The 20,654-nt window shown below is 69.4% G+C and carries 14 protein-coding genes and 1 pseudogene; 5 read left to right on the top strand and 10 right to left on the bottom strand.

The window, feature by feature from the left end:
- The first annotated feature begins 47 nt into the window (after positions 1 to 47).
- Positions 48 to 1,133, top strand: a complete 1,086-nt coding sequence (locus tag ACWD38_RS03665; protein ID WP_221315897.1) for an alpha/beta hydrolase — start codon at positions 48 to 50, stop codon at positions 1,131 to 1,133.
- Positions 1,134 to 1,231: 98 nt separating this feature from the next.
- On the opposite strand, the pseudogene ACWD38_RS03660 reads toward ACWD38_RS03665, so the two are convergent.
- The 4 genes and pseudogenes from ACWD38_RS03660 to ACWD38_RS03645 form a co-directional block, all read right to left on the bottom strand.
- A pseudogene (locus ACWD38_RS03660) lies at positions 1,232 to 2,398 on the bottom strand (MFS transporter); the annotation flags it as partial.
- 56 nt (positions 2,399 to 2,454) lie between these two features.
- A complete protein-coding gene (locus ACWD38_RS03655; protein ID WP_450123281.1) occupies positions 2,455 to 3,774 on the bottom strand; it encodes a PucR family transcriptional regulator in 1,320 nt (439 codons plus the stop codon).
- Between the two features lie 289 nt (positions 3,775 to 4,063).
- Positions 4,064 to 5,023, bottom strand: a complete 960-nt coding sequence (locus ACWD38_RS03650; RefSeq protein WP_450123280.1) for a R2-like ligand-binding oxidase — start codon at positions 5,021 to 5,023, stop codon at positions 4,064 to 4,066.
- Entirely contained in the window at positions 5,020 to 6,603 is a 1,584-nt protein-coding gene (locus ACWD38_RS03645) for a CocE/NonD family hydrolase (RefSeq protein WP_450123279.1), read from the bottom strand. The genes ACWD38_RS03650 and ACWD38_RS03645 overlap by 4 nt, the downstream gene beginning before the upstream one ends.
- A 264-nt stretch (positions 6,604 to 6,867) precedes the next feature.
- On the opposite strand from ACWD38_RS03645, the gene ACWD38_RS03640 reads away from it, so the two are divergent.
- From ACWD38_RS03640 to ACWD38_RS03625, 4 genes are read left to right on the top strand one after another with little or no spacing between them, the layout of a single operon-like run.
- The gene (locus ACWD38_RS03640; protein WP_450123278.1) at positions 6,868 to 7,578 is read left to right on the top strand and encodes a thiamine pyrophosphate-dependent enzyme; all 711 of its coding nucleotides are present in this window, start codon (positions 6,868 to 6,870) and stop codon (positions 7,576 to 7,578) included.
- Positions 7,579 to 7,637: 59 nt separating this feature from the next.
- Positions 7,638 to 8,534, top strand: coding sequence for a transketolase family protein (locus tag ACWD38_RS03635; protein ID WP_184485600.1), 897 nt, complete (start codon positions 7,638 to 7,640; stop codon positions 8,532 to 8,534).
- A 9-nt stretch (positions 8,535 to 8,543) separates the two neighbouring features.
- Positions 8,544 to 9,173 carry an imidazole glycerol phosphate synthase subunit HisH gene (hisH, locus tag ACWD38_RS03630; protein WP_184481254.1) on the top strand — a complete coding sequence of 210 codons (630 nt, stop codon included), beginning with the start codon at positions 8,544 to 8,546 and terminating at the stop codon, positions 9,171 to 9,173.
- Between the two features lies 1 nt (position 9,174).
- Positions 9,175 to 9,375, top strand: coding sequence for a hypothetical protein (locus ACWD38_RS03625; protein WP_184481252.1), 201 nt, complete (start codon positions 9,175 to 9,177; stop codon positions 9,373 to 9,375).
- Between the two features lie 366 nt (positions 9,376 to 9,741).
- On the opposite strand, the gene ACWD38_RS03620 is transcribed toward ACWD38_RS03625, so the two are convergent.
- The 6 genes from ACWD38_RS03620 to ACWD38_RS03595 form a co-directional block, all read right to left on the bottom strand.
- Positions 9,742 to 10,635, bottom strand: coding sequence for a mycobacterial-type methylenetetrahydrofolate reductase (locus ACWD38_RS03620; protein WP_184479429.1), 894 nt, complete (start codon positions 10,633 to 10,635; stop codon positions 9,742 to 9,744).
- A gap of 248 nt (positions 10,636 to 10,883) precedes the next feature.
- Entirely contained in the window at positions 10,884 to 12,344 is a 1,461-nt protein-coding gene (ahcY, locus tag ACWD38_RS03615; RefSeq protein ID WP_184479430.1) for an adenosylhomocysteinase, read from the bottom strand.
- Positions 12,345 to 12,465: 121 nt separating this feature from the next.
- The gene (gene metH, locus ACWD38_RS03610) at positions 12,466 to 16,059 is read right to left on the bottom strand and encodes a methionine synthase (RefSeq protein ID WP_184479431.1); all 3,594 of its coding nucleotides are present in this window, start codon (positions 16,057 to 16,059) and stop codon (positions 12,466 to 12,468) included.
- A 102-nt stretch (positions 16,060 to 16,161) separates the two neighbouring features.
- Positions 16,162 to 17,136, bottom strand: a complete 975-nt coding sequence (locus tag ACWD38_RS03605; protein WP_184479432.1) for a PfkB family carbohydrate kinase — start codon at positions 17,134 to 17,136, stop codon at positions 16,162 to 16,164.
- A gap of 142 nt (positions 17,137 to 17,278) precedes the next feature.
- Positions 17,279 to 18,481, bottom strand: coding sequence for a methionine adenosyltransferase (gene metK, locus ACWD38_RS03600; protein WP_184479433.1), 1,203 nt, complete (start codon positions 18,479 to 18,481; stop codon positions 17,279 to 17,281).
- A 133-nt stretch (positions 18,482 to 18,614) separates the two neighbouring features.
- Positions 18,615 to 20,324 carry a glycine/sarcosine N-methyltransferase gene (locus tag ACWD38_RS03595; RefSeq protein ID WP_184479434.1) on the bottom strand — a complete coding sequence of 570 codons (1,710 nt, stop codon included), beginning with the start codon at positions 20,322 to 20,324 and terminating at the stop codon, positions 18,615 to 18,617.
- Positions 20,325 to 20,654: the final 330 nt, after the last annotated feature.

Genomic DNA, 20,654 nt, shown 5'->3' with positions numbered 1-20,654 from the left:
GCTTCGGCCGGGGCGGCGCCGACGTGAGGTTCGGCGAAGGGCAGCGCATGCGCAGTGCACGGTGGTTGCGGCGGCCGGTGGCGTGGTCGGTGGTGGTGAGCACCGCGCTGCTCGGCGGGTCGGTGGCGGCGCCGCCGCTCGCGGCGGAGCGGGGCGGCCCGCCTGCGCCGGCGGTGGCCGACGGGGCGCGGGTGCTGCAGGAGAACCGGCTCGACGACCGCACCGTCGACCTGCTGATCTACTCACCCGCGTTGGGCACCAGCGCGCCGGTGCGGTTGCTGCTGCCCGAGGGGTGGTCGCGGAACCCGGACCGGACGTGGCCGGTGCTGTACCTGCTGCACGGTTGCTGCGAGGACGCGGATTACCGGGCGTGGACGGAGTTCACCGACGTGCGGGAGTTCATGGCGGACAAGGACGTGCTGACCGTCCTGCCCAGCGGCGGCCCCGCGGGTTTCTACACCCGCTGGAGCGATTTCGGCGCGGGCGGGCCGGATTGGGAGGCGTTCCACCTGCGGGAGCTGCGCGGCATCCTGGAGCGCCACTACGGCGCGGGGCAGCGGCGCGCGGTGGCGGGCCTGTCGGTCGGCGGCTACGGGGCGTTCGCCTACGCCTTCCGGAATCCGGGACTGTTCCAGGCGGCGGCCTCCTTCAGCGGCCTGCTCAACACCCTGCAACCCGCCGTGCCCGGTGTGATCAAGGGGATTCTGGTGCGGGAGGGCGAGAACCCGTTCGCGATGTGGGGCGACGAGGTGCTGGACCACCGGACCTGGTCGCAGCGCAACCCGTTCGACCACGCCGAGGAGTTGCGCGGCACCGCGCTCTGGGTGTCCGGCGGCAACGGGCTGCCCGGCCCGCTCGACGAGCCCGGCTCGCTGCCCGACCCGCTGGAGCCCGCCGCGTTGTCGACCTCGCAGGTGATGACCTCGCGGCTCAAGGACTTGGGCATTCCCGTCACCGAGGACTTCTACGGCCCCGGCTTGCACGATTGGCCCTACTGGGAGCGGGAGCTCCACCGCGCCTGGCCGATGTTCGCCGAGCGCTTGGGCGTGGAGCGCTCGGGCGCGAGCGCGAACGCGGTGGCCACCGCGCCGACGAGCACCAGCCCCGCCGCCATCCGCATGCCCGCCGAGTAGCCGCTGGTGTAGGCGGCGTCCGCGGTGGCGCCGCCGGCGAGCGCGGCGCCGCTCCACGCGGAGAGCACGACGCCGACGATCGCGACCCCGAGCACCCCGGACGCCTCCCGCGCGGCGCTGATCATGGCCGAGGCCACGCCCGCCGTGCCGGGCGGCGCCGCCGACAGGACCGCCGAGGTCAACGGCGTGATCAGCGCCGAGCCGACGCCGATGGACAGCAGCCCCGGCATCAGCCCCCACACCGAGCTCTGCGCGTCCGACTGCGCCAGGAGCCACAGCCCGAGCGCCACCAGCGCCATCCCGGTCGTCACGATCCAGCGCGCGCCGAACCGGGCGCTCAGCGGCGGCACCAGCGGCACGCACAGCACCAGCAGTCCCGCCAGCGGCACGAACACCAGCCCGGCGGCGCTGGGCGACAGCTCCAGCACGTCCTGCAGGAACAGCGAGGTGTAGAGCAGCGTGCCGTTCACCCCGACGCCCCACAGCACTTGGGCGATGGTGCCGCCGCCGAAGACCCTGTTGCGCACCAGCGACAACCGCAGCATCGGTTCCGCCACCCGCCGTTCCACGGCGATCAGCACCGGCACGCCCGCCACCGCCACCGCCGCCGCGCCGATGATCAGCGGGGCGCCGAACCCGAGGCTCTGCCCTTCCACGAGCGCGAAACTGCCCGCCGCGAGCACCACTGTGGACAGTGCGAGCCCGGCGGGGTCCAAGTGCCGCAACGGCATCCGCCCGGTGCGCGGCCGGGTGTCGGGCAGTCCCCACCACACCAGCGCCATCGTGACCAGGCCGGTGGGCAGGTGCAGGAAGAAGATCCAGCTCCAGTGCAGGTGTTCGGTGAGCACGCCGCCGACCACCGGCCCCAGCGCGAGCGCCACCGCCAGCGACGCCGTCCAGATGCCCGCGGCGAGGTCCCGGTGCTCCCGGTCGATGTCGGCGGCGAGCACCGCCAGCGACGCGGGCATCACCAGCGCGGCGGAGGCGCCCTGGGCGAACCGCACCGCGATCAGCACTTCGGCGGACTCCGCGAACCCGGCCGCGACGGAGGTGACGATCAGCGCGGCGAGCCCGATCAGCAGGATCCTCCTGCGCCCGGCCAGGTCGGCGAGCCTGCCGCCGACGATGAGCAGGCTCGCGAAGGCCAGCACGTAGCCGCTGACGATCCACTCCAGCTGCGGGACGGTCGCGCCGAGCTCGGTCTGCACGGTGGGCAGCGCGACGTTGACGACGTTGTTGTCCAGCGCCGTGACGAACCCGGCCACGGCGAGGGCCAGCAGCACCGGTGCCTGCCGCACCGGTGCGCTCGCCGTCTCCGCGCTCACGTCGGGCCGCCTTCGGCGCTCCGGGCGCCGTTCGGCGCCACCGGGGGCGCCGGCATCGGTGCGGTGGCCCGCCGGTCCGGTCCGGCGGCGTGCTCCTCGGTGAGCGCGCCGTAGGGCAGCAGCCGCCCGGCGGCCCGCAGCGCCATCTCCAGCTCGAACCGCGCCTGCGGATCGTTGAGGTCCGCGCCGAAGAGGTCTTCGAGCTGGTGCAGGCGGTAGCGCACCGTCTGCGGGTGCACGCGCAACCGCTGGGCCACTTCCGGTGCGCCGCCGCGGGTCTGCAACCACGCCAGCAGCGTCTCGGCCAGCCGGACCTGCTGCTTCGGCTTGAGCTGCTCCAGCGGCGCCAGCCGGGTGTGCACGATCTGCCGGGTGAGGTTCTCGTCGCTGAGCAGCAGCAGGCTGGAGAGGTGGTCCTTACAGTGCAGCACCGGCTCGTGCGGCACGACGCCCGCGTTGGACAGTTCCAGCAGCCGCCGCGCCCAGCGCAGCGCGTGCGGTGCCTGCGAGATCTCCACGGGTGGCCCGATGACCATCCGCCAGCCGGTGAGCTGCTGTTCCCAGGGGATGTCGCCGGGCGGGTCGTCGGTGCAGGGCAGCAGCAGGTGCGGCTGGGCGCATTCGAGGTCGACGAGCGCTTCCCGCCGCGCCAGCGGGTTGCTGTGCGGTTCGTGCCGGTCGGCGCGTTGCAACGCGGCGACGATGACGGTGCGGGGCCATTTCCAGCGGGCCGCGGCGGCGGCTTCTTCCAGGATTCGGTGCGGTGGCTGGGGGTCGGTCAGCAGCAGCTCCAGCAGCCGCCGCCTGCGCCGCGCCTGGGTTCCGGCGGCGCGGGCCTGCGCTTCGGCGAAGCCTTCGACCGACAGCGCGGCGAGTTCGTCGATGTGGGCGTAGATCGCTTCGCCGAGCAGCAGCATCGTGCGGGGCGCGACGCGGGCGCGTTCGCCGATGCGGGCGGTGCGCCGCCAGGCGAGGCGGGCGCCGAGCCGGTAGGCGGCTTGCAGGCTGTCGAGGCTGCGGCCTTCGTGCATTTCGGCTTTGCCGAGCGCGCGGTGCACTTCGGCGCAGCGTTCCGGTGGCGCGGTGGGGTCGGCGATCTGGTCGACGAATTGGCTCAGCGCCTCTTCGACGCCGCGGCGGATGGCGTGCACGTATTTGTCGTCCATCGGCCTGGCGTATTCGGGGATGCGTCGCTGGATCTCGCTGAGGATCTGCGTGGCCAGGCTGTTCATCTCGGGACGCAGGATCGGAGCCAGTTCGCTGGGCAGGGCCGCCCACAGATCCGGGGCCTGGGGATGGATCGCCTTCGTCAGCATGATCCTCTTTTCCTGCCGGAGGCGGGCGCCCGAACCGGCAGGAAGAGCCGGTGGGCTGCGCCGCCCTCAAGTACCTACTCGCGAGTAGGGACTTTAGTGATCGCGGCGCGCTCGTCCCAACCGTCAATTTGAGTGAATACGAAAGTGGGTCCAGTTACGCCCAGTCAATGTGAAAGAAATTCGCCTAATTATTTCCCGGCAAGCTGCTTTCGCGCAATGGGTACGTCCTCTCGGCGCGAATTCGGCCGCCGTTCGCCCGGCGCGTGGTCCGCATCGATGTAGTGACCGGCTAGCCGGTGGCCGCGCTGTCGCGCAGCGCCGATTCGTCCTCCGCGCCGAACTCCTCCTCCAGCCGCTCCGGCGCGTGGTCCACGTCGACGCGCTCCACCGGCGTGCCGCGCGCCGACTCGATGGCCTTGATCCGCCGCGCGGCCCGGTCCGCCGCGTACTCGAACAGCCCCTCGATCCGCATCTCGAACGGATCGTCGTCCCAGTTGCCCAGCGAGTGCTCGATCTGCGCGATCGCGTGCGGCAGCAGCGCCTCCATCCGCGTCGTCACGATCTCCCAGTTCGCGTCGTCGGCGGCCACGTGCCTGCGGCAGGTGAAGGTGCCCCACGCCATGTGCCGCCGCTCGTCCTCGCTGATCCGGCGGATCAGCTCCTGCATGCCCGGCAGGATCCCGTTGCGCTTGCAGGTGGTGTTCCACAGGAAGTAGCCGGTCAGCGCGAGCACGCCTTCGACGAGGTGGTTGTAGGTGACCGAGGCGCGGACCTGGTTGGCGGGGCTCGGATCGTCGCTGAGCGCGTGCAGCGCCTCCGGCAGCGCCTCGTAGAAGATCGCCCGGTAGCCGGGGTTGTCGGCGACGTGCGGGTGCAGGTCGTCGCGCACGCCGACGGCGTCGAGCCAGCGCCGGAAGCCCTGGGTGTGCTTGGCCTCCTCGAACATGAACTGGCTCAGGTAGAGCTCGTCGGCGGGCCGGCCTTCGGCGGCCATCGCGGCCTGGAACGGCCGGATGTCCTCGGTGACGGCCTCTTCGCCGCCGATGAACTGGGCGCAGAGCATGGTCGCGGCGAACCGCTGCTCGTCGGTGAGCCCGCGCCAGTCCGCGGCGTCCTGCGAGAAGTCGATCGCGGCGGGGTCCCAGAACTTCCGATTCCCCTTCTCCCACAACCGGAACGGCAGGGCGTCCGGGTTGATCCGGGCCCGGTCGGGGTGGGAGGGTCTGCGGTCGTGTCGGGTGGTGGTCACGGCAGCTCCTTTCCGTCGCGCGACGCCAGTTCCAGCGTCGCCGGGTTCGCGGCGTCCCCGCGCAGTTCGAGCGGGGCTCCGTCGGTGTTGTGGTCGAGGAAGAACAGCGGGTCCTCGGTGTCGACGACCAGCGACAGCCGGTGCCCGGCGGGCACGTCGTAGGCGGTGGGCGGCAGTGCGGTGTCGATCCGCAGCGGCGCGCCGGGCGTCGCGCCCTCCCAGGAGTAGGGGATGTAGGAGATGAGCCGCCCGGTGCCGGTGGCGTCCACGTCGTAGAGGTAGGCGACGAGCATGCCTTCCGGGGTGGGCGGCACTGCGGTGAGCCGCAACCGCGGACTTCCGCGCAGCACTTCGGGTTCCGCGAGTTCGGGGCCGGTCCACCGCGCGGCAGCGGTCGGGTCGAGCGCGGGCAGGAACGCCGTCGGCGGGTTCCCGGTGAGCGCCTCCAGCGTGTAGGTCACCAGCGGCACCCCGCCGTTCGCGATCGTGTCACGTCCACTGTGGAGCGTGCTGCTCCACTCGGCGGGCGCGTCGGTGGTGAGTTCTTCCTCGGCGGACAGGAAGTACCGGTCCGTGCGGGTCGCGATGTGCCGCCAGTCCGGGTACTGCTCGCGCGGTCGGTCGGTGGCGCCGCGCGGTTGCAGCACGACGGGGGCGCCGTCGGGTTCGGCGCCGCGCAGGTGGGTGTCGAACCAGCGGTAGGTGTCGTTCCAGGCGTCGTTCGGGAGCCCGAGCAGTCCGCTGGTCTCGGCCGCCGCGTGCTCGCCGGGGATCAGTTCCAGCTTGCTCGGTGTGCTCAGCCGCTGCTGGAAGTCGGCGAGCTGGCCGGGCGGGAACACCGTCTCGCTCCACGTGTTGAGCATCAGGACCGCGGGCCGGTTACGGTTGATCCGGTCCACGTAGGACGAAGGTGAGCGCTGCCGGGACCATTCGGTCACCGCGTCGCGGTCCTCGCCGGTGATGTACTTGTCCAGCATCTCCCGGCTCTCGTCGGAGAGGTTCCCGTTCTGCTCCCCGGAGATCCGCAGCACCATGGCGACCGCGGCGCGCCGGGTGCTGTTGCCGAACAGCGATTCCACCAGGTCCGCCCAGCCGCTCATCGAGGCGACGGCGCGGATCCGCGGGTCGAACGCGGACGCGAGCACGCTGATCCCGGCGCCGTAGGAGATGCCGCCGACGCCGATCCGCGCCGGGTCGGACTCGGTGTTGGCCAGCGTCCAGTCGATCACGTTGGAGACGTCGCTGATGTCGTCCGGGCCGGCCACTTCCACTTCGCCGCCGGATTCGCCGAAGCCCCGCGCGCCGTAGGACACCGTCACGTAGCCGCGGGAGGCGAGCGCCCGGCAGGGCATGATGTTCTGCGTGCTGCCGCCGCCCCACGCGGCCACGAGCACCGCCACCGGGTGCGGGCCGGGGTCGGCGGGTTCGCACACCGCGGCGCGCAGTGCGGTGCCGTCGGCGGCGGTGATGTCGACGAGCCGGGTCTCGGCGGACCCCGGGCTCGCCGCGGCGGGCGCGGTGGTGGCCAGCACGGCCGCCGCGGTGAGCAGCGCGGCGAGCGGCGTGGTGCGGCGGAGCATGGGGAACCCTTTCGTCGCCGGGCGAACGCGGCCGTGGCGCGGCCGGTGGGATCCCTAAGCTACTGACGGTAGGTCAACGGGCAATACTCCATTCGGATCTCGCTGCCACGGATGTCTTTTCGGCCTTGTCCGAAGTGGATTTTTTGTCAATCCGGTGACAAGCGGCCCGGTTGTTCGGCTGATGCCAAGGGGAATCGTCGATCCGGGGCGTCATCGCCCGCCGAGCTTGACTTCCAGCTAACTGGAAGTTTCAGGGTGGTCACCATGGCGACTTCCACTTCCGGGCGGACCGGGTCGGGGTACTCGGATCTGCCCGCGCTGCTGAGCCGGATGTCCGGCGACGAGAAGCACTCGCCCGCCGCCGTCTCCACGCTGGACGTGCTGTGGGTGCTCTACGACCGGATCCTCCACGTCGACCCCGCCCGTCCTGACGACCCCGACCGCGACCGTTTCCTGCTGTCGAAGGGGCACGGCCCGATGGCCTACTACGCCGTGCTCGCGGCGAAGGGGTTCCTCGACCCCGCCGAGCTCGGCGGGTGGAACGCCTTCGACTCCCGGCTCGGCCAGCACCCGGACCGGGTGCTGGTGCCGGGGGTGGAGATCGGCAGCGGTTCCCTCGGCCACGGCCTGCCGCTGGCGCTGGGCGCCGCGCTGGGCTTGCGCGCGCAGGGCCGCGCCGGGTCGCGGGTCGTGGTGCTCGTCGGCGACGCCGAACTCGGCGAGGGCAGCAACCACGAGGCCATCGCCGTCGCGGGCCGCCGCGGCGTCGGCGCGCTCACGACGGTCGTCGTCGACAACGCCTCGGATTCCTACGGGTGGCCCGGCGGCATCGGGGAGCGCTTCAGCCGCGAGGGCTGGGCCGCGCACACCGTCGACGGCCGGGACCACGACGCCCTGCACCACGCCCTGACCGACACCCGCCTGGACCAGCCGCTCGCGGTGATCGCGCGCGTCGAACCGAAGGAGTTCGCATGACCCTCATCGACCGGACCGAACCCGGTGAGGCCCGGCGCGAGCCCGCGGCGGTGCGCCCGATGCGGGAGGAGTTCACCGACATCGTCGGCGCCGCCCTCGACCACGATCCGCGGCTGGCCGTGGTGCTCGCGGAGATCTCGGCGGACCGCTTCACCGGCGCCGCCGCGCGCCACCCGGATCGGGTGCTCAACGTCGGCATCCGCGAGCAGGCCCTGATCGGCGTCGCGGGCGGGCTCGCGCTGACCGGGCTGCGGCCGGTGGTGCACTCGATCGCCCCGTTCCTGGTGGAGCGGCCCTTCGAGCAGATCAAGCTCGACCTCAACCACCAGCGGGCGGGCGCGGTACTGGTCAGCACCGGTGCCTCCTACGACTACCCGGCGGCGGGCCGCACCCACATGGCGCCGGGCGATGTGGCCTTGCTGGACACGTTGCCGGACTGGACGGTGCACGTGCCCGGTCATCCGCGGGAGTTCGCGGAGCTGCTGCGGGCCGCGCTGCCCGGCGACGACCTCGTCTACCTGCGGATGACGGAGCGCACCAACGCGCGTCCGCTACCGACCGGGCGCGGTTTCCAGGTGGTGCGCGAGGGGCGGGCGGGCGTGGTGCTGGCGGTGGGGCCGATGCTGGATCCGGTGCTCGCGGCGACGGCGGAGCTGGACGTGGCGGTGCTCTACGCCTCGACGGTGCGGCCGTTCGACGCCGCCGCGCTGCGGTCCGCGGCGCTGGCGGCGGCTCCGGACGTGGTGCTGGTGGAGCCGTACCTGCGGGACACCTCGACGGCGTCGGCGAACGCCGCGCTGGCCGATCTGCCGCACCGCGTGCTCGGGTTGGGGGTGGCTCGCGACGCCGAACTCCGCGCCTACGGCACGGCCGACGAGCACGACGCGGCGCACGGGCTGGCGCCCGCGGAGCTCGCCCGGTCGATCCGGGCGTTCCTCGCCATCGGCGGCCGGTAGCCTGGCCGCGTGGCACGCGTCGTCGTACTGGACTATGGCTCCGGCAACCTCCGCTCCGCCGAACGCGCCTTGGAGCACGCGGGCGCGGACGTGCGGGTGACTTCGGACGCGGACGCCGCCGTCGAGGCCGACGGGCTCGTCGTGCCCGGCGTCGGCGCGTTCGCGGCCTGCATGGAGGGGCTGCTCGCCGCCGGTGGTGACAAGATCATCGACCGTCGGTTGGCGGGTGGCCGCCCGGTGCTCGGCATCTGCGTGGGCATGCAGGTCCTGTTCGACCGCGGCGTCGAGCACGGAGTGCAGGCCGACGGGTGCGGGCAGTGGCCGGGCGACGTGGAGCGCTTGCAGGCCGACGTGCTGCCGCACATGGGCTGGAACGAGGTCTCGGCGCCCGCCGATTCGGTCCTGTTCGCCGGCATCGACCCTGGCACCCGCTTCTACTTCGTGCACTCGTTCGCCGCCCGCCGCTGGGAGCTGCCCCCGTCGGAGACGATCGCCCCGGCCCGCGTGACCTGGGCCGAGCACGGCGAACCGTTCATCGCGGCGGTGGAGAACGGCCCGCTCTCGGCGACCCAGTTCCACCCCGAGAAGTCCGGCGAGGCCGGCGCCAAGCTCCTGCGCAACTGGTTGGGAACCCTCTGACATGCGCCGTCACGGCCTGATGCACCCCAAGGGCGCAGCACGCGTAGTGGCCCTGATCCTCGCGATCGGCGTGATCGCGGGCTTCAGCTCCACCTACCTGGTCCAAGCAGGAATGCCGGGCTGGCTGATCCTCCTGCTCACAGTCCTCGCCCTCCTGATCCCGATCATCGCCGCCACCAAGTCCTCCAAAAAAGGCGACTGACCAGCAGCAACGACCACGGCGCCCGCCTAGCCGAGCGCCGTGCCTTGCGGCGAAGCCGTGCCTTGGGCGGCGAAGCAAGCCTGCATTGCGGCGAAGCCGTGCCTGTATGTGCGAAGCACATAGCCCACGTCGAAAAGTCCTCACCGGCGGGTTCTCAGTCGGTCTCTCGCGAGGACAGCTTTTTCCCTCGTGGCGGAGCCACTCGGGAAAAAGATCCCGCAGCGAGAGACCGACTGAGGTTCCGCCACCGGACCACCAAAGCAAAACGACCCCGAAAACCCAACGAGAACGGACCGCCGCCCAAGGGAGGGAGGCGGCGGTCCGTTCGGTGCGAGGCGATCCGGGATCGCCGGGTTTCGGTGCGGCTCAGGCCGCCTGGGGCTTCGGCGCCCAGTAGTCGATCATCGAGGCGAACACGTCGAACGCGGGCTTCGAGTACCCGTACGGCGCTTCCAGGTGCAGGCTCAGCGGGAAGCCGAGGTCCACCACCCCATCGATGACGCGCTTGTAGAGGTCGAGCAGCTTCTGCTTGCGCTCCTCGAAGGTGAGGTCGGTGATGCCCGCGACGAACTTCTGCTCCGCCTCCACCGCCGGGTTGCCGGGGTCCTGGATGAGCCAGTCGATGAGCTTGCGGCGACCTTCGACGCCCGGCACGAAACCGAACGACAGCAGGATCTCCGGGCGGTGCGGCGTCTTGTCCGCGAATTCCTTCAGGAATCCGACGATGGCGTCCGAGTACAGCAGTTGCGTCATGCCGTAGGTGGCGCCGCGCTCGCACTTGAAGTTGAACCGGCCGTGCTCGCCCTCGCGGGTCGGGATGAGGATGGAGCCACGGTTCGGGACGACGTCCTGGAACTGGGTCAGCGCGTCGGTGGGAGGTAAGCCGCCGCCCTCGCCGTCGGACATGGTGCGCGGCACGCCGACGAACGCGATGCCCTCCATGCCCGCCGCCTGCAGGTCCCGGATGCGGTCGGTGAGCTGCGGCTTGTCCATGAACGCGGTGACCTGCGTGCACAGGCCCTTCACGTCGCCGATCTCCGGGCGCACCGTGTTCCAGAAGTCGATGACGTCCATCTTCGGCTTCATCTCGATCGGACGGTCGTCGTCCTCGGCGATGATGCCGGGAATCATCAGATGACCGATGCGGTCGGCGAGCCCGGCGGCGCGGCTGTTCTCGGCCACCTTGCGGCCTTCCTCCACGGCCCTCTCGTGTCCACCGTCGAGGTCGGGCGGTGCCAATTCGAGTGCGATCGTGTCCATGTCGGCCTCAGGTCTTCCTTCCTCGCCGGTCACCGTGCCAGTCCGGCCGCTCCCGCGGGCAGCCGTGAGGGCGGGGACCGTGCAACCGGAAATCGAATTCGAGGGAGGGCGGAAACGAGATCGAACGCGGATTCCCTCGACAGGTCTTCTCGATCGAGAACCGGGGGGCCGCCACCGCCCGGACCGAACCGGCCCGGGCGGTGGCGTACGACCACCGGTCGCTCACGCCACGAGGGGCGCTGAGCGGATCAGTAGCGGTAGTGCTCGGGCTTGTACGGCCCGTTCACGTCGACACCGATGTACTCGGCCTGCGCCTTGGTCAGCGTGGTCAGCTTGACGCCGAGCGCGTCCAGGTGCAGCCGGGCCACCTTCTCGTCCAGGTGCTTGGGCAGCACGTAGACGTCCTTGCCGTACTCGCCGGGCTTGGTCCACAGCTCGATCTGCGCCAGCGTCTGGTTGGTGAACGAGTTGGACATCACGAAGCTCGGGTGCCCGGTGGCGTTGCCCAGGTTGAGCAGCCGGCCCTCGGACAGCACCAGGATGGAGTGCCCGTCGGTGAAGGTGAACTCGTGCACCTGCGGCTTGATCTCGACCTTCTTGATGCCCGGGGTCTTCTCCAGGCCGGCCATGTCGATCTCGTTGTCGAAGTGGCCGATGTTGCCCACGATGGCCTGGTGCTTCATCTTCGCCATGTGGTCGGCGGTGATGATGTCGAAGTTGCCGGTCGTGGTGATGAAGATGTCGGCGATCTCGACGACCTCGTCGAGGGTCTTGACCTCGTAGCCCTCCATCGCCGCCTGCAGCGCGCAGATCGGGTCGATCTCGGTGACGATCACGCGGGCGCCCTGGCCGCGCAGCGACTCCGCGGAGCCCTTGCCGACGTCGCCGAAGCCGGCGATGACGGCGACCTTGCCGCCGATGAGGGTGTCGGTGGCGCGGTTGATGCCGTCGACCAGCGAGTGGCGGCAGCCGTACTTGTTGTCGAACTTCGACTTCGTCACCGAGTCGTTGACGTTGATCGCCGGGAACAGCAGCTCACCGGAGCGCACCAGCTCGACGAGCTTGTGGACACCGGTGGTGGTCTCCTCGGTGACGCCCTTGATCTCCTTGGCGAGCTTGGTGAAGCGCTGCTTGTCCTTGTCCAGGCTGGCGCGCAGCGTGGACAGGACGACCTTGAACTCCTCCGGGTCGTTGTCCGTGGGCTGCGGCACGGCGCCGGCGGCCTCGAACTCGACGCCCTTGTGGACCAGCAGCGTCGCGTCGCCACCGTCGTCGAGGATCATGTTGGCGACCTTGCCGCCGTCGAACTGCCAGAGCTGGTCGGTGCACCACCAGTAGTCCTCCAGCGTCTCGCCCTTCCAGGCGAATACCGGCACGCCCGCGGGCTTGTCCACGGTGCCGTTCTTGCCCACGACGACGGCCGCGGCGGCCTCGTCCTGGGTGGAGAAGATGTTGCAGGACACCCAGCGGACCTCGGCGCCCAGCTCGACCAGCGTCTCGATGAGCACCGCGGTCTGCACCGTCATGTGCAGCGAACCTGCGATCCGCGCGCCCTTGAGCGGCTTGGAGTCCGCATACTCCTTGCGAGTCGCCATCAGACCGGGCATCTCGTGCTCGGCCAGCCGGATCTGGTGCCGGCCGGACTCGGCCAGGCTCAGGTCCGCGACGGCGAACTCGATGCCGTTGGCCTTCTGCAGCTTCGCGCTCATGATTTCCTTTCTAGATTTCCCTGCTCGGGTTTCATCCCTGTCAGGGCGCTTTCCCTGCTCGGGTTTCCGCGGCACGTGCGCGGGCCGCTGATGATCAACCTTACGGCCCGCGCACGTGGCCTCATGTGTTGAAGTACTTCGCCTCGGGGTGGTGGGCGACGATCGCGTCCGTGGACTGCTCCGGGTGCAGCTGGAACTCCTCGGAGAGCTCCACGCCGATCCGCTCGCTCTCCAGCAGCTCCACGATCTTTGCGCGGTCCTCGATCTCCGGGCAGGCGCCGTAGCCGAAGGAGTAGCGCGCACCGCGGTAGCCGAGCTTGAAGAACTCGGTCACCTCGTTCGGGTCCTCCTCGGACACCGCACGCCCGCTGGACCACAGCAGTTCCCGCCGGACCCGCCGGTGCCAGTACTCGGCGAGCGCCTCGGTGAGCTGCACGCCCATCCCGTGGATCTCGAGGTAGTCGCGGTAGGAGTTCTTCGCGAACAGCTCGTTGGCGTAGTCGGCGATGGGCTGGCCCATCGTCACCAGCTGCATCGGCAGCACGTCGACCTGGCCGGTCTCCAGCGCCTTCTCCCTGGTCCGGTAGAAGTCGGCGAGGCTGAGCCTGCGGTCGCGCTGCTGGCGCGGGAACGTGAACCGGGTGCGTTCCGCGGCGTCCGGCTCCTCCTTGTCCAGGACGATCACCGAGTTGCCCTCGGTCACGACCGGGAAGTAGCCGTACACCACCGCCGCGTGCTGCAGGATGCCCGCGGTGGCCAGCTCGTCCATCCAGTAGCGCAGCCGCGGCCGGCCCTCGGATTCGACGAGCTCCTCGTACGACGGCCCCTCGCCCTTCTTGGAACCGCGCAGGCCCCACTGGCCGAAGAACGTGGCGCGTTCGTCGAGCAGCGCCAAGTAGTCGGCGACGGGCACGCCCTTGATGACCTTCGAACCCCAGAACGGCGGGGTCGGCACCGGGGCGTCGGCGTCCACGTCGGAGCGGATGGAGTCGTCGTAGAGGTCGGGCAGCGGTCCCTGCTCGGCCTTGCGCTTCTCGGCGATGCGTTTGGAACGCTCGTGGCGCTCCTTGCGCTCGGCCTTCTTGGCCTCTTCCGCCTCGTTCACCTCGGGGTTGTCGCCGCGCTTGATGGACATCAGGCGGTCCATCAGGTTCAGGCCCTCGAAGGCGTCCTTCGCGTAGCGCACATCGCCCTGGTAGACCTCGTCGAGGTCGTTCTCCACGAAGGACCTGGTCAGCGCGGCGCCGCCGAGCATCACCGGGTACTTCTCGGCGATGCCGCGGGTGTTCATCTCCTGCAGGTTGTCCTTCATGATCACGGTGGACTTCACCAGCAGGCCCGACATGCCGATCACGTCGACCTTGTTCTCGTCCGCGGCTTCGAGGATCGCGTTCACCGGCTGCTTGATGCCGATGTTGACCACGTCGTAGCCGTTGTTGGACACGATGATGTCGACGAGGTTCTTGCCGATGTCGTGCACATCGCCCTTGACCGTCGCCAGCAGCAGCTTGCCCTTGCCGCCGGAGTCGTCCTTCTCCATGTGCGGTTCGAGGTAGGCCACGGCGGCCTTCATCGTCTCCGCGGACTGGAGCACGAACGGCAGCTGCATCTGCCCGGAACCGAACAGGTCACCGACGACCTTCATACCGGCGAGCAGGTTCTCGTTGACGATCTGCAGCGGCTTCTTCTCCTGCATGGCCGCTTCGAGGTCGTCGTCGAGGCCGTTGCGCTCGCCGTCGACGATGCGCTTCTCCAGCCGTTCGAACAGCGGCAGCTTCGCCAGTTCCTCCGCGCGGGAGGCACCGGTCGAGGAGGCCGTCTTGCCCTCGAACAGCTGCATCAGCTTCTGCAGCGGGTCGTAGTCCTCGGTGCGCCGGTCGTAGACCAGGTCGAGGGCGACCTGCCGCTGCTCCTCCTCGATCTTGCTCATCGGCAGGATCTTGGAGGCGTTCAGGATCGCCGAGTCCAGCCCGGCCTCGCGGCACTCGTTGAGGAACACCGAGTTCAGCACCTGGCGCGCGGCCGGGTTCAGGCCGAACGACACGTTGGACAGGCCCAGCGTGGTGTTCACCCGCGGGTGGCGGCGCTTGAGTTCCCGGATGGCCTCGATGGTCTCGATGCCGTCCCGGCGCACCTCCTCCTGACCCGTGGTGATCGGGAAGACCAGGCAGTCGATGATGATCGCCGACTCGTCCAGGCCCCAGGTCCCGGTGATCTCGGCGATGAGGCGCTCGGCGATCCGCAGCTTCCACTCGGCGGTGCGGGCCTGGCCCTCCTCGTCGATGCACAGCGCGACGACGGTGGCGCCGTGCTCGCGCACCATCGCCATCACCTTCTGGAACCGCGAGTCCGGCCCGTCGCCGTCCTCGTAGTTCACCGAGTTCACCGCGCAACGCCCGCCGAGGTGCTCCAGCCCGGCCTGGATCACGTTCGCCTCGGTGGAGTCGACCATGACCGGCAGCGTGGAGGCGGTGGCCAGCCGGCTGGCCAGCTCGCGCATGTCCTCGGCGCCGTCGCGGCCCACGTAGTCCACGCACAGGTCCAGCATGTGCGCGCCCTCGCGGGTCTGGGCCTTCGCGATCTCCACGCAGTCGTCCCAGCGGGCGTCGAGCATGGCCTCGCGGAACTTCTTGGAGCCGTTGGTGTTGGTCCGCTCACCGACGTTGAGGATGCTCGCGTCCTGCTGGAACGGCACCGCCTGGTACACCGACGACACCGACGGAACGATCTCCGGGGTGCGCGCCTGCGGGGTGAGCGAGGACACGGCCTCGGAGACCGCGCGCACGTGCTCACCGGTGGTGCCGCAGCAGCCGCCGACGAGCCGGGCGCCGAAGTCGTTGACGAAGCCGACCAGCGCCTGCGCCAGCTCGTCCGGCTGCAGCGGGTACACAGCGCCGTTCGGCCCGAGCTCCGGCAGGCCCGCGTTCGGCATCACCGAGATCGGCACGTTCGCGTGCTGCGCCAGCACCCGCAGGTGCTCGCTCATCTCGGCCGGGCCGGTCGCGCAGTTCATGCCGATCAGGTCGATGCCCAGCGGCTCCAGCGCCGTGAGCGCCGCGCCGATCTCGGAACCGACCAGCATCGTGCCGGTCTGCTCCACGGTGACTTGCGCGATGATCGGCAGCCAGCGGCCGGTCTGCTCCATCGCGCGCTTGGCGGCCACGATCGCCGCCTTGGTCTGCAGCAGGTCCTGGGAGGTCTCCACCAGGACCACGTCGATGCCGCCGTCGATCATGCCCAGCACGTTCTCGACGTAGGCGTCGCGCAGGTCCGCGTACGGCGCGTGACCCAGCGTGGGCAGCTTCGTGCCCGGCCCCATCGAGCCCAGCACGAACCGCGGCTTGTCCTTCGTGGAGAACTCGTCGGCGGCCTCCCTGGCCAGCCGCGCGCCCTTCTCCGCCAGGTCCCGGATGCGCTCCGGGATGCCGTACTCGCCGAGGTTGGCGAGGTTCGTGCCGAACGTGTTCGACTCGATCGCGTCCGAACCGGCTTCCAAGAACCCGCGGTACACCCCGGAGACCACGTCCGGGCGGGTCTCGTTGAGGATCTCGTTGCAGCCTTCGAGGTTCGCGAAGTCGTCCAACGACAGGTCGTAGGCCTGCAACGCGGTACCCATGCCGCCGTCCGCGACGAGCACGCGCTCGTTGAGCGCGGTCAGGAACCCGCTCGGGTCGCGCCCCGAGCCGGTATCGCCGTTCGTGTTGACCCCATTCATGTCGCTGCCTCTTCCCACGCTTACCTGCGCCACGCCCGATACCTCAAGTGTGCTCGCCGGGGGCGGCACCGGGCTCTCGCCCCCGGTGCCGCCCCCGGTACATCAGCGCAGCTTCGAACCGATCTCGGCGGCGGCGGTGTCGCCGTACGCCTCACCGATGCGCGCGAGGAACGACTCGCGCTCGACGTCGTACTCCTGCGGCCCGTCGGTCTCCAGCGAGACGGTCGCCAGCGTGCAGCCGAGCTGCAAGGCCCGCTCCACGCCCAGCCCGCCGGACAGACCGGAGAGGAACCCGGCGCGCAACGCGTCGCCGACCCCCGTCGGGTCGCCCTTCTGCTTCTCCTTGGGCGGCTGCACCTCGAAGGTCGGCGACGACGCCGACTCGACCTTGAGGCCCTTCGCGCCCAGCGAGGTGACCCAGCTGCCGACCTCGGCCAGGACCTCGTCGTGGGTCCAGCCGGTGCTCTGCAGCAGCAGGCTGTGCTCGTACTCGTTCGTGAACAGGTACTCCGCGCCGCGAACCAGCTCGCGGACCGACTCGCCGTCCATCCGGGCCAGCTGCTGGCCCGGGTCGGCGAGGAACTTGTACCCGCGCTCCCGGCATTCCTTGGTGTACTTCACCATCGCGTCCGGGTCGTTCGCCGAGATCACCACGAGGTCGAGCCCGCCGACGCGGTCGGCGACCGACTTGAGCTCGATCTCCGCGGCCTCGGTCATGGCACCCGGGTAGAACGAGGCGATCTGGTTGAAGTCCTGGTCGGTGGTGCAGAGGAACCGGGACGTGTGCTTGGTCTCCGAGACGCGCACCGAAGCGGTGTCCACGCCGTGACGCTCCAGCCACGTCCGGTATTCCTCGAAGTCCTGCCCGACCGCGCCGACCAGCAGCGAGGTGACGCCGAGCTTGCCGAGCCCGAAGGTGATGTTGGCCGCGACCCCGCCGCGACGCACCTCCAGCTCGTCGACCAGGAAGGACAGGGACACCGATTCGAGCTGATCAGCGATCAGCTGCTCGGCGATCCTGCCGGGGAAGGACATCAGGTGGTCGGTGGCGATCGACCCGGTCACCGCAATCCGCACTGCAACAACTCCTTATCGGCCGGCCGGCGACATCGTCGGCCACCGGCCCCAAGAACTTCTCGATACCTGGCCCGCACCGGGCCGCGGGGCGTGGCCGTGCCACGCCCCGCGACAGCCGGTGCGAACGTCCGCATGTGTTCGATCAGATGCCGGCGGCGGCCTTGAGCGCCTCGGCACGATCGGTGTTCTCCCACGGCAGGTTCACGTCGCTGCGGCCGAAGTGGCCGTAGGCGGCGGTCTGCGCGTAGATCGGACGCAGCAGGTCCAGGTCCCGGATGATCGCGGCGGGACGCAGGTCGAACACCTCGTTGATCGCGGCCTGAATCTTGACCGGGTCCACGTTCTCGGTGCCGAAGGTCTCCACGAACAGCCCGACCGGAGCGGCCTTGCCGATCGCGTAGGCGACCTGCACCTCGATGCGGCCGGCCAGTCCGGCGGCCACCGCGTTCTTCGCCACCCAGCGGGTCGCGTAGGCCGCGGAGCGGTCCACCTTCGACGGGTCCTTGCCGGAGAAGGCGCCGCCACCGTGGCGGGCCATGCCGCCGTAGGTGTCGACGATGATCTTCCGGCCGGTCAGACCGGCGTCACCCATCGGGCCACCGACGACGAACCGACCGGTCGGGTTGATCAGCACCCGCGAGTCGGTGGTGTCCAGGCCGACCCGCTCCAGCTCCGGGGCGATGACCTTCTCGTTGATGTCCTTGGACAGCGTCTTGTCGAGGTCGATCTCCTCGGCGTGCTGCGTCGAGAGCACGACGGTGTCCAAGCGGACCGGCTGGTCACCGGCGTACTCGATGGTGACCTGCGTCTTGCCGTCGGCGCGCAGGTACGGCAGCGTGCCGTCCTTGCGGACCTCGGTCAGGCGACGCGACAGCCGGTGCGCGAGCGTGATCGGCAGCGGCGCGAGCTCGTCGGTGTCGTTGCAGGCGTAGCCGAACATCAGGCCCTGGTCGCCGGCGCCCTGCTTGGCGATCTCGTCGATGACGCCCTCGACCCGGCTCTCGTGCGCGGTGTCCACGCCCTGGCCGATGTCCGGGGACTGCGCGCCGATCGCGATGTTCACGCCGCAAGAGTTGCCGTCGAAGCCCTTGGCCGACGAGTCGTAGCCGATCTCAAGGATCTTCTCCCGCACGATGGACGGGATGTCGACGTAGGCGCTGGTGGTGACCTCACCGGCCACGTGCACCTGGCCGGTCGTCACCAGCGTCTCCACCGCGACGCGGGACCGCGGGTCCTGCGCGAGCATCGCGTCCAGCACGGAGTCGCTGATCGCGTCGCAGATCTTGTCAGGGTGACCTTCGGTCACCGACTCGCTGGTGAACAACCTGCGGTTGATCTCACTCACGGCTCAACCTCACCTCTCAGCTTCTTTGGCGACTTCGATCCTTGCGTACGGGCAGCAGTAATGTCATGAGTGTCCACTCACTGGCACCCCTGCCATCCGGCCCAGCGGGACCAGCCGTACGCATCACTGATGATCATGCACGGGCGTGGATGATGCCCCATGCCAGGCTTCCGCCGTTACCGGACTCCACCCAGGCACGCAGGCCACGCTTCATCTTGGTGCGATATTCCTCACTGATCCGGTCGGACAGTTCGGACTCGCGGGCTTCGAGCACCTCGAGCACCCGCTGGTAGTGCACCGGCAGGTACGAGCTGAGGTCCTCGAAGTCGATCGTCTGCAGGCCCAAGCGGGCCAGTTCGCGCCGGTAGAAGCCGGGCGAACCCATAGTGTCCAGGCTCAGCCGGTCCAGGATCGGACCCAGGTCCTGTTTGCGGGCGTTGTCGGCGGCCATCGGGTCGGTGAACACGAACGAACCGCCCTTGCTCAGGACGCGCGTCACCTCTTCCAGCACCCGCTCGCGGTCCCCGCTGTGCAGGATGGCGTCCTGCGACCAGACCACGTCGAAGGCGTTGTCCTGGAACGGGATGTCCTCGAAGGACCCGTCCTTGACCTCGATGAGGTGGTCGAGGCCCGCCGCCCGGTTGAACTCGACGTTGCGGGCGTTCTCGACCTCGCTGAGGTTCAGGCAGGCGACCTTGCAGCCGTAGGTCTTGGCCAGGTAGCGCGCCGCACCACCGTATCCGGCACCGATGTCCAGGATCCGGGTCTCCGGTGTGATCTCGACCTTGGCCGCCATGCGCTCGACGGTGCGCCGCGACGCGGCATCGATGTCCTCGTCCGGGGTGTTGTAGAGGCCGACGTGAATGTCGTTGCCGCCCCAGACGTGGTAGTAGAAATTATCCGCGTCTTCGGAGTTGTAGTAGTCGCGGGCGGTGTGAACCGCGGTCGAGTACACGTCGGACAGTTCGTCCTCGGTGCGGTAGTTCTTCTCCGCGACGTGAATGTAGAAGTCCGGGTCCTGGTCCGCGTACGTTTCCTGGAAATCGCCGTAGGTGTCGATTCGCTGGAATCCGACCTCGCGCAGCAGGCGACGCACGTAATTCTTCCGCAACGGGTACATGTTGAGGAAGAATTCGCTCTTGTCCGGGAAGGTGTACTTGAATCGGGCCAGGCCCTCGTCCACGTGGTCCGGCTCCGCGGACACGTCCTCACCAGCGTAGTAGTACGTGTGCTTGCTGGAGAATCCGTCGTCCAGGATCGCGTCGTAGTTGCGCTGGTCGATGATCAAAACGCCGTCGTGCTTGAGCATGGCGTAGAACTCGGCCAGGGCCTTGCGCCGGTCGCGCTCGGAGAACAGGTGCGTGAACGAGTTGCCCAAGCAGATGATCGCGTCGTACTCGCCGTGCACGTCGCGGTTGAGCCAGCGCCAGTCGGCGTGCACGACGCGCAGGATGTGCCCGCCGTAGGTCAGGCCGTTGCGGAAGGCCTGGGCCAGCATCTGCGGGCTGCCGTCGGCGCTGACCGTCTCGAAGCCCTCTTCCAGCAGCCGCACCGAGTGGAAACCGGTGCCGGTGGCCACGTCCAGGACGGACTCCACACCACGGGCTTTGAGCTGGTCGATGAAGAACCGGCCCTCGCTCTCGTAGCGCTTCTTCCAGTCGATCAGATCGTCCCACTTGTCGACGAATCCACCGACGTACTCGTGCGTGTAATGGTCGGATTCGCGCACTTCCAACGGGTTGTCGCCGAAGACCTGCTCCTCACGGGCGACCAGTTCGGCCGCATCCTCGGCCACACCGTTGCGTTCGCCGTGCTGCGCCAGGTCGTCCACGCTCTTGGCCATACTTCACTCCCACCACTCGCGTTGGTCATGCGCCTCATGCACCACTCAGGTCCGCGCGAATCCGCCCCGAGATCAACTCGTAGGTCGTGCGGGGTCGCCAATCGAATAAGGCGACACCTGCGCACCGGTGTGGGCGGCCGAAGAACTCAGGCCGCGCACCTGCACCAGCGCTCGCACTCAGTCAGCCCCATTGCCGACCGGGTTCGACGCGAATTCGTGCGTCGAGTAACCAAACTATGCGAATGAGTTGCCGAAGCAAGCGTACAAGAGTGTGACACTGATCACAGCAATGGGATATATGCGTGATCCGGATCGTCACCCTGGGTGAAA

It is taken from the genome of Saccharopolyspora sp. NPDC002578, from assembly GCF_053592695.1.
The sequence above is the reverse complement of the archived record's forward strand: the minus strand, read 5'-3'. Positions and strand labels throughout refer to the sequence as shown.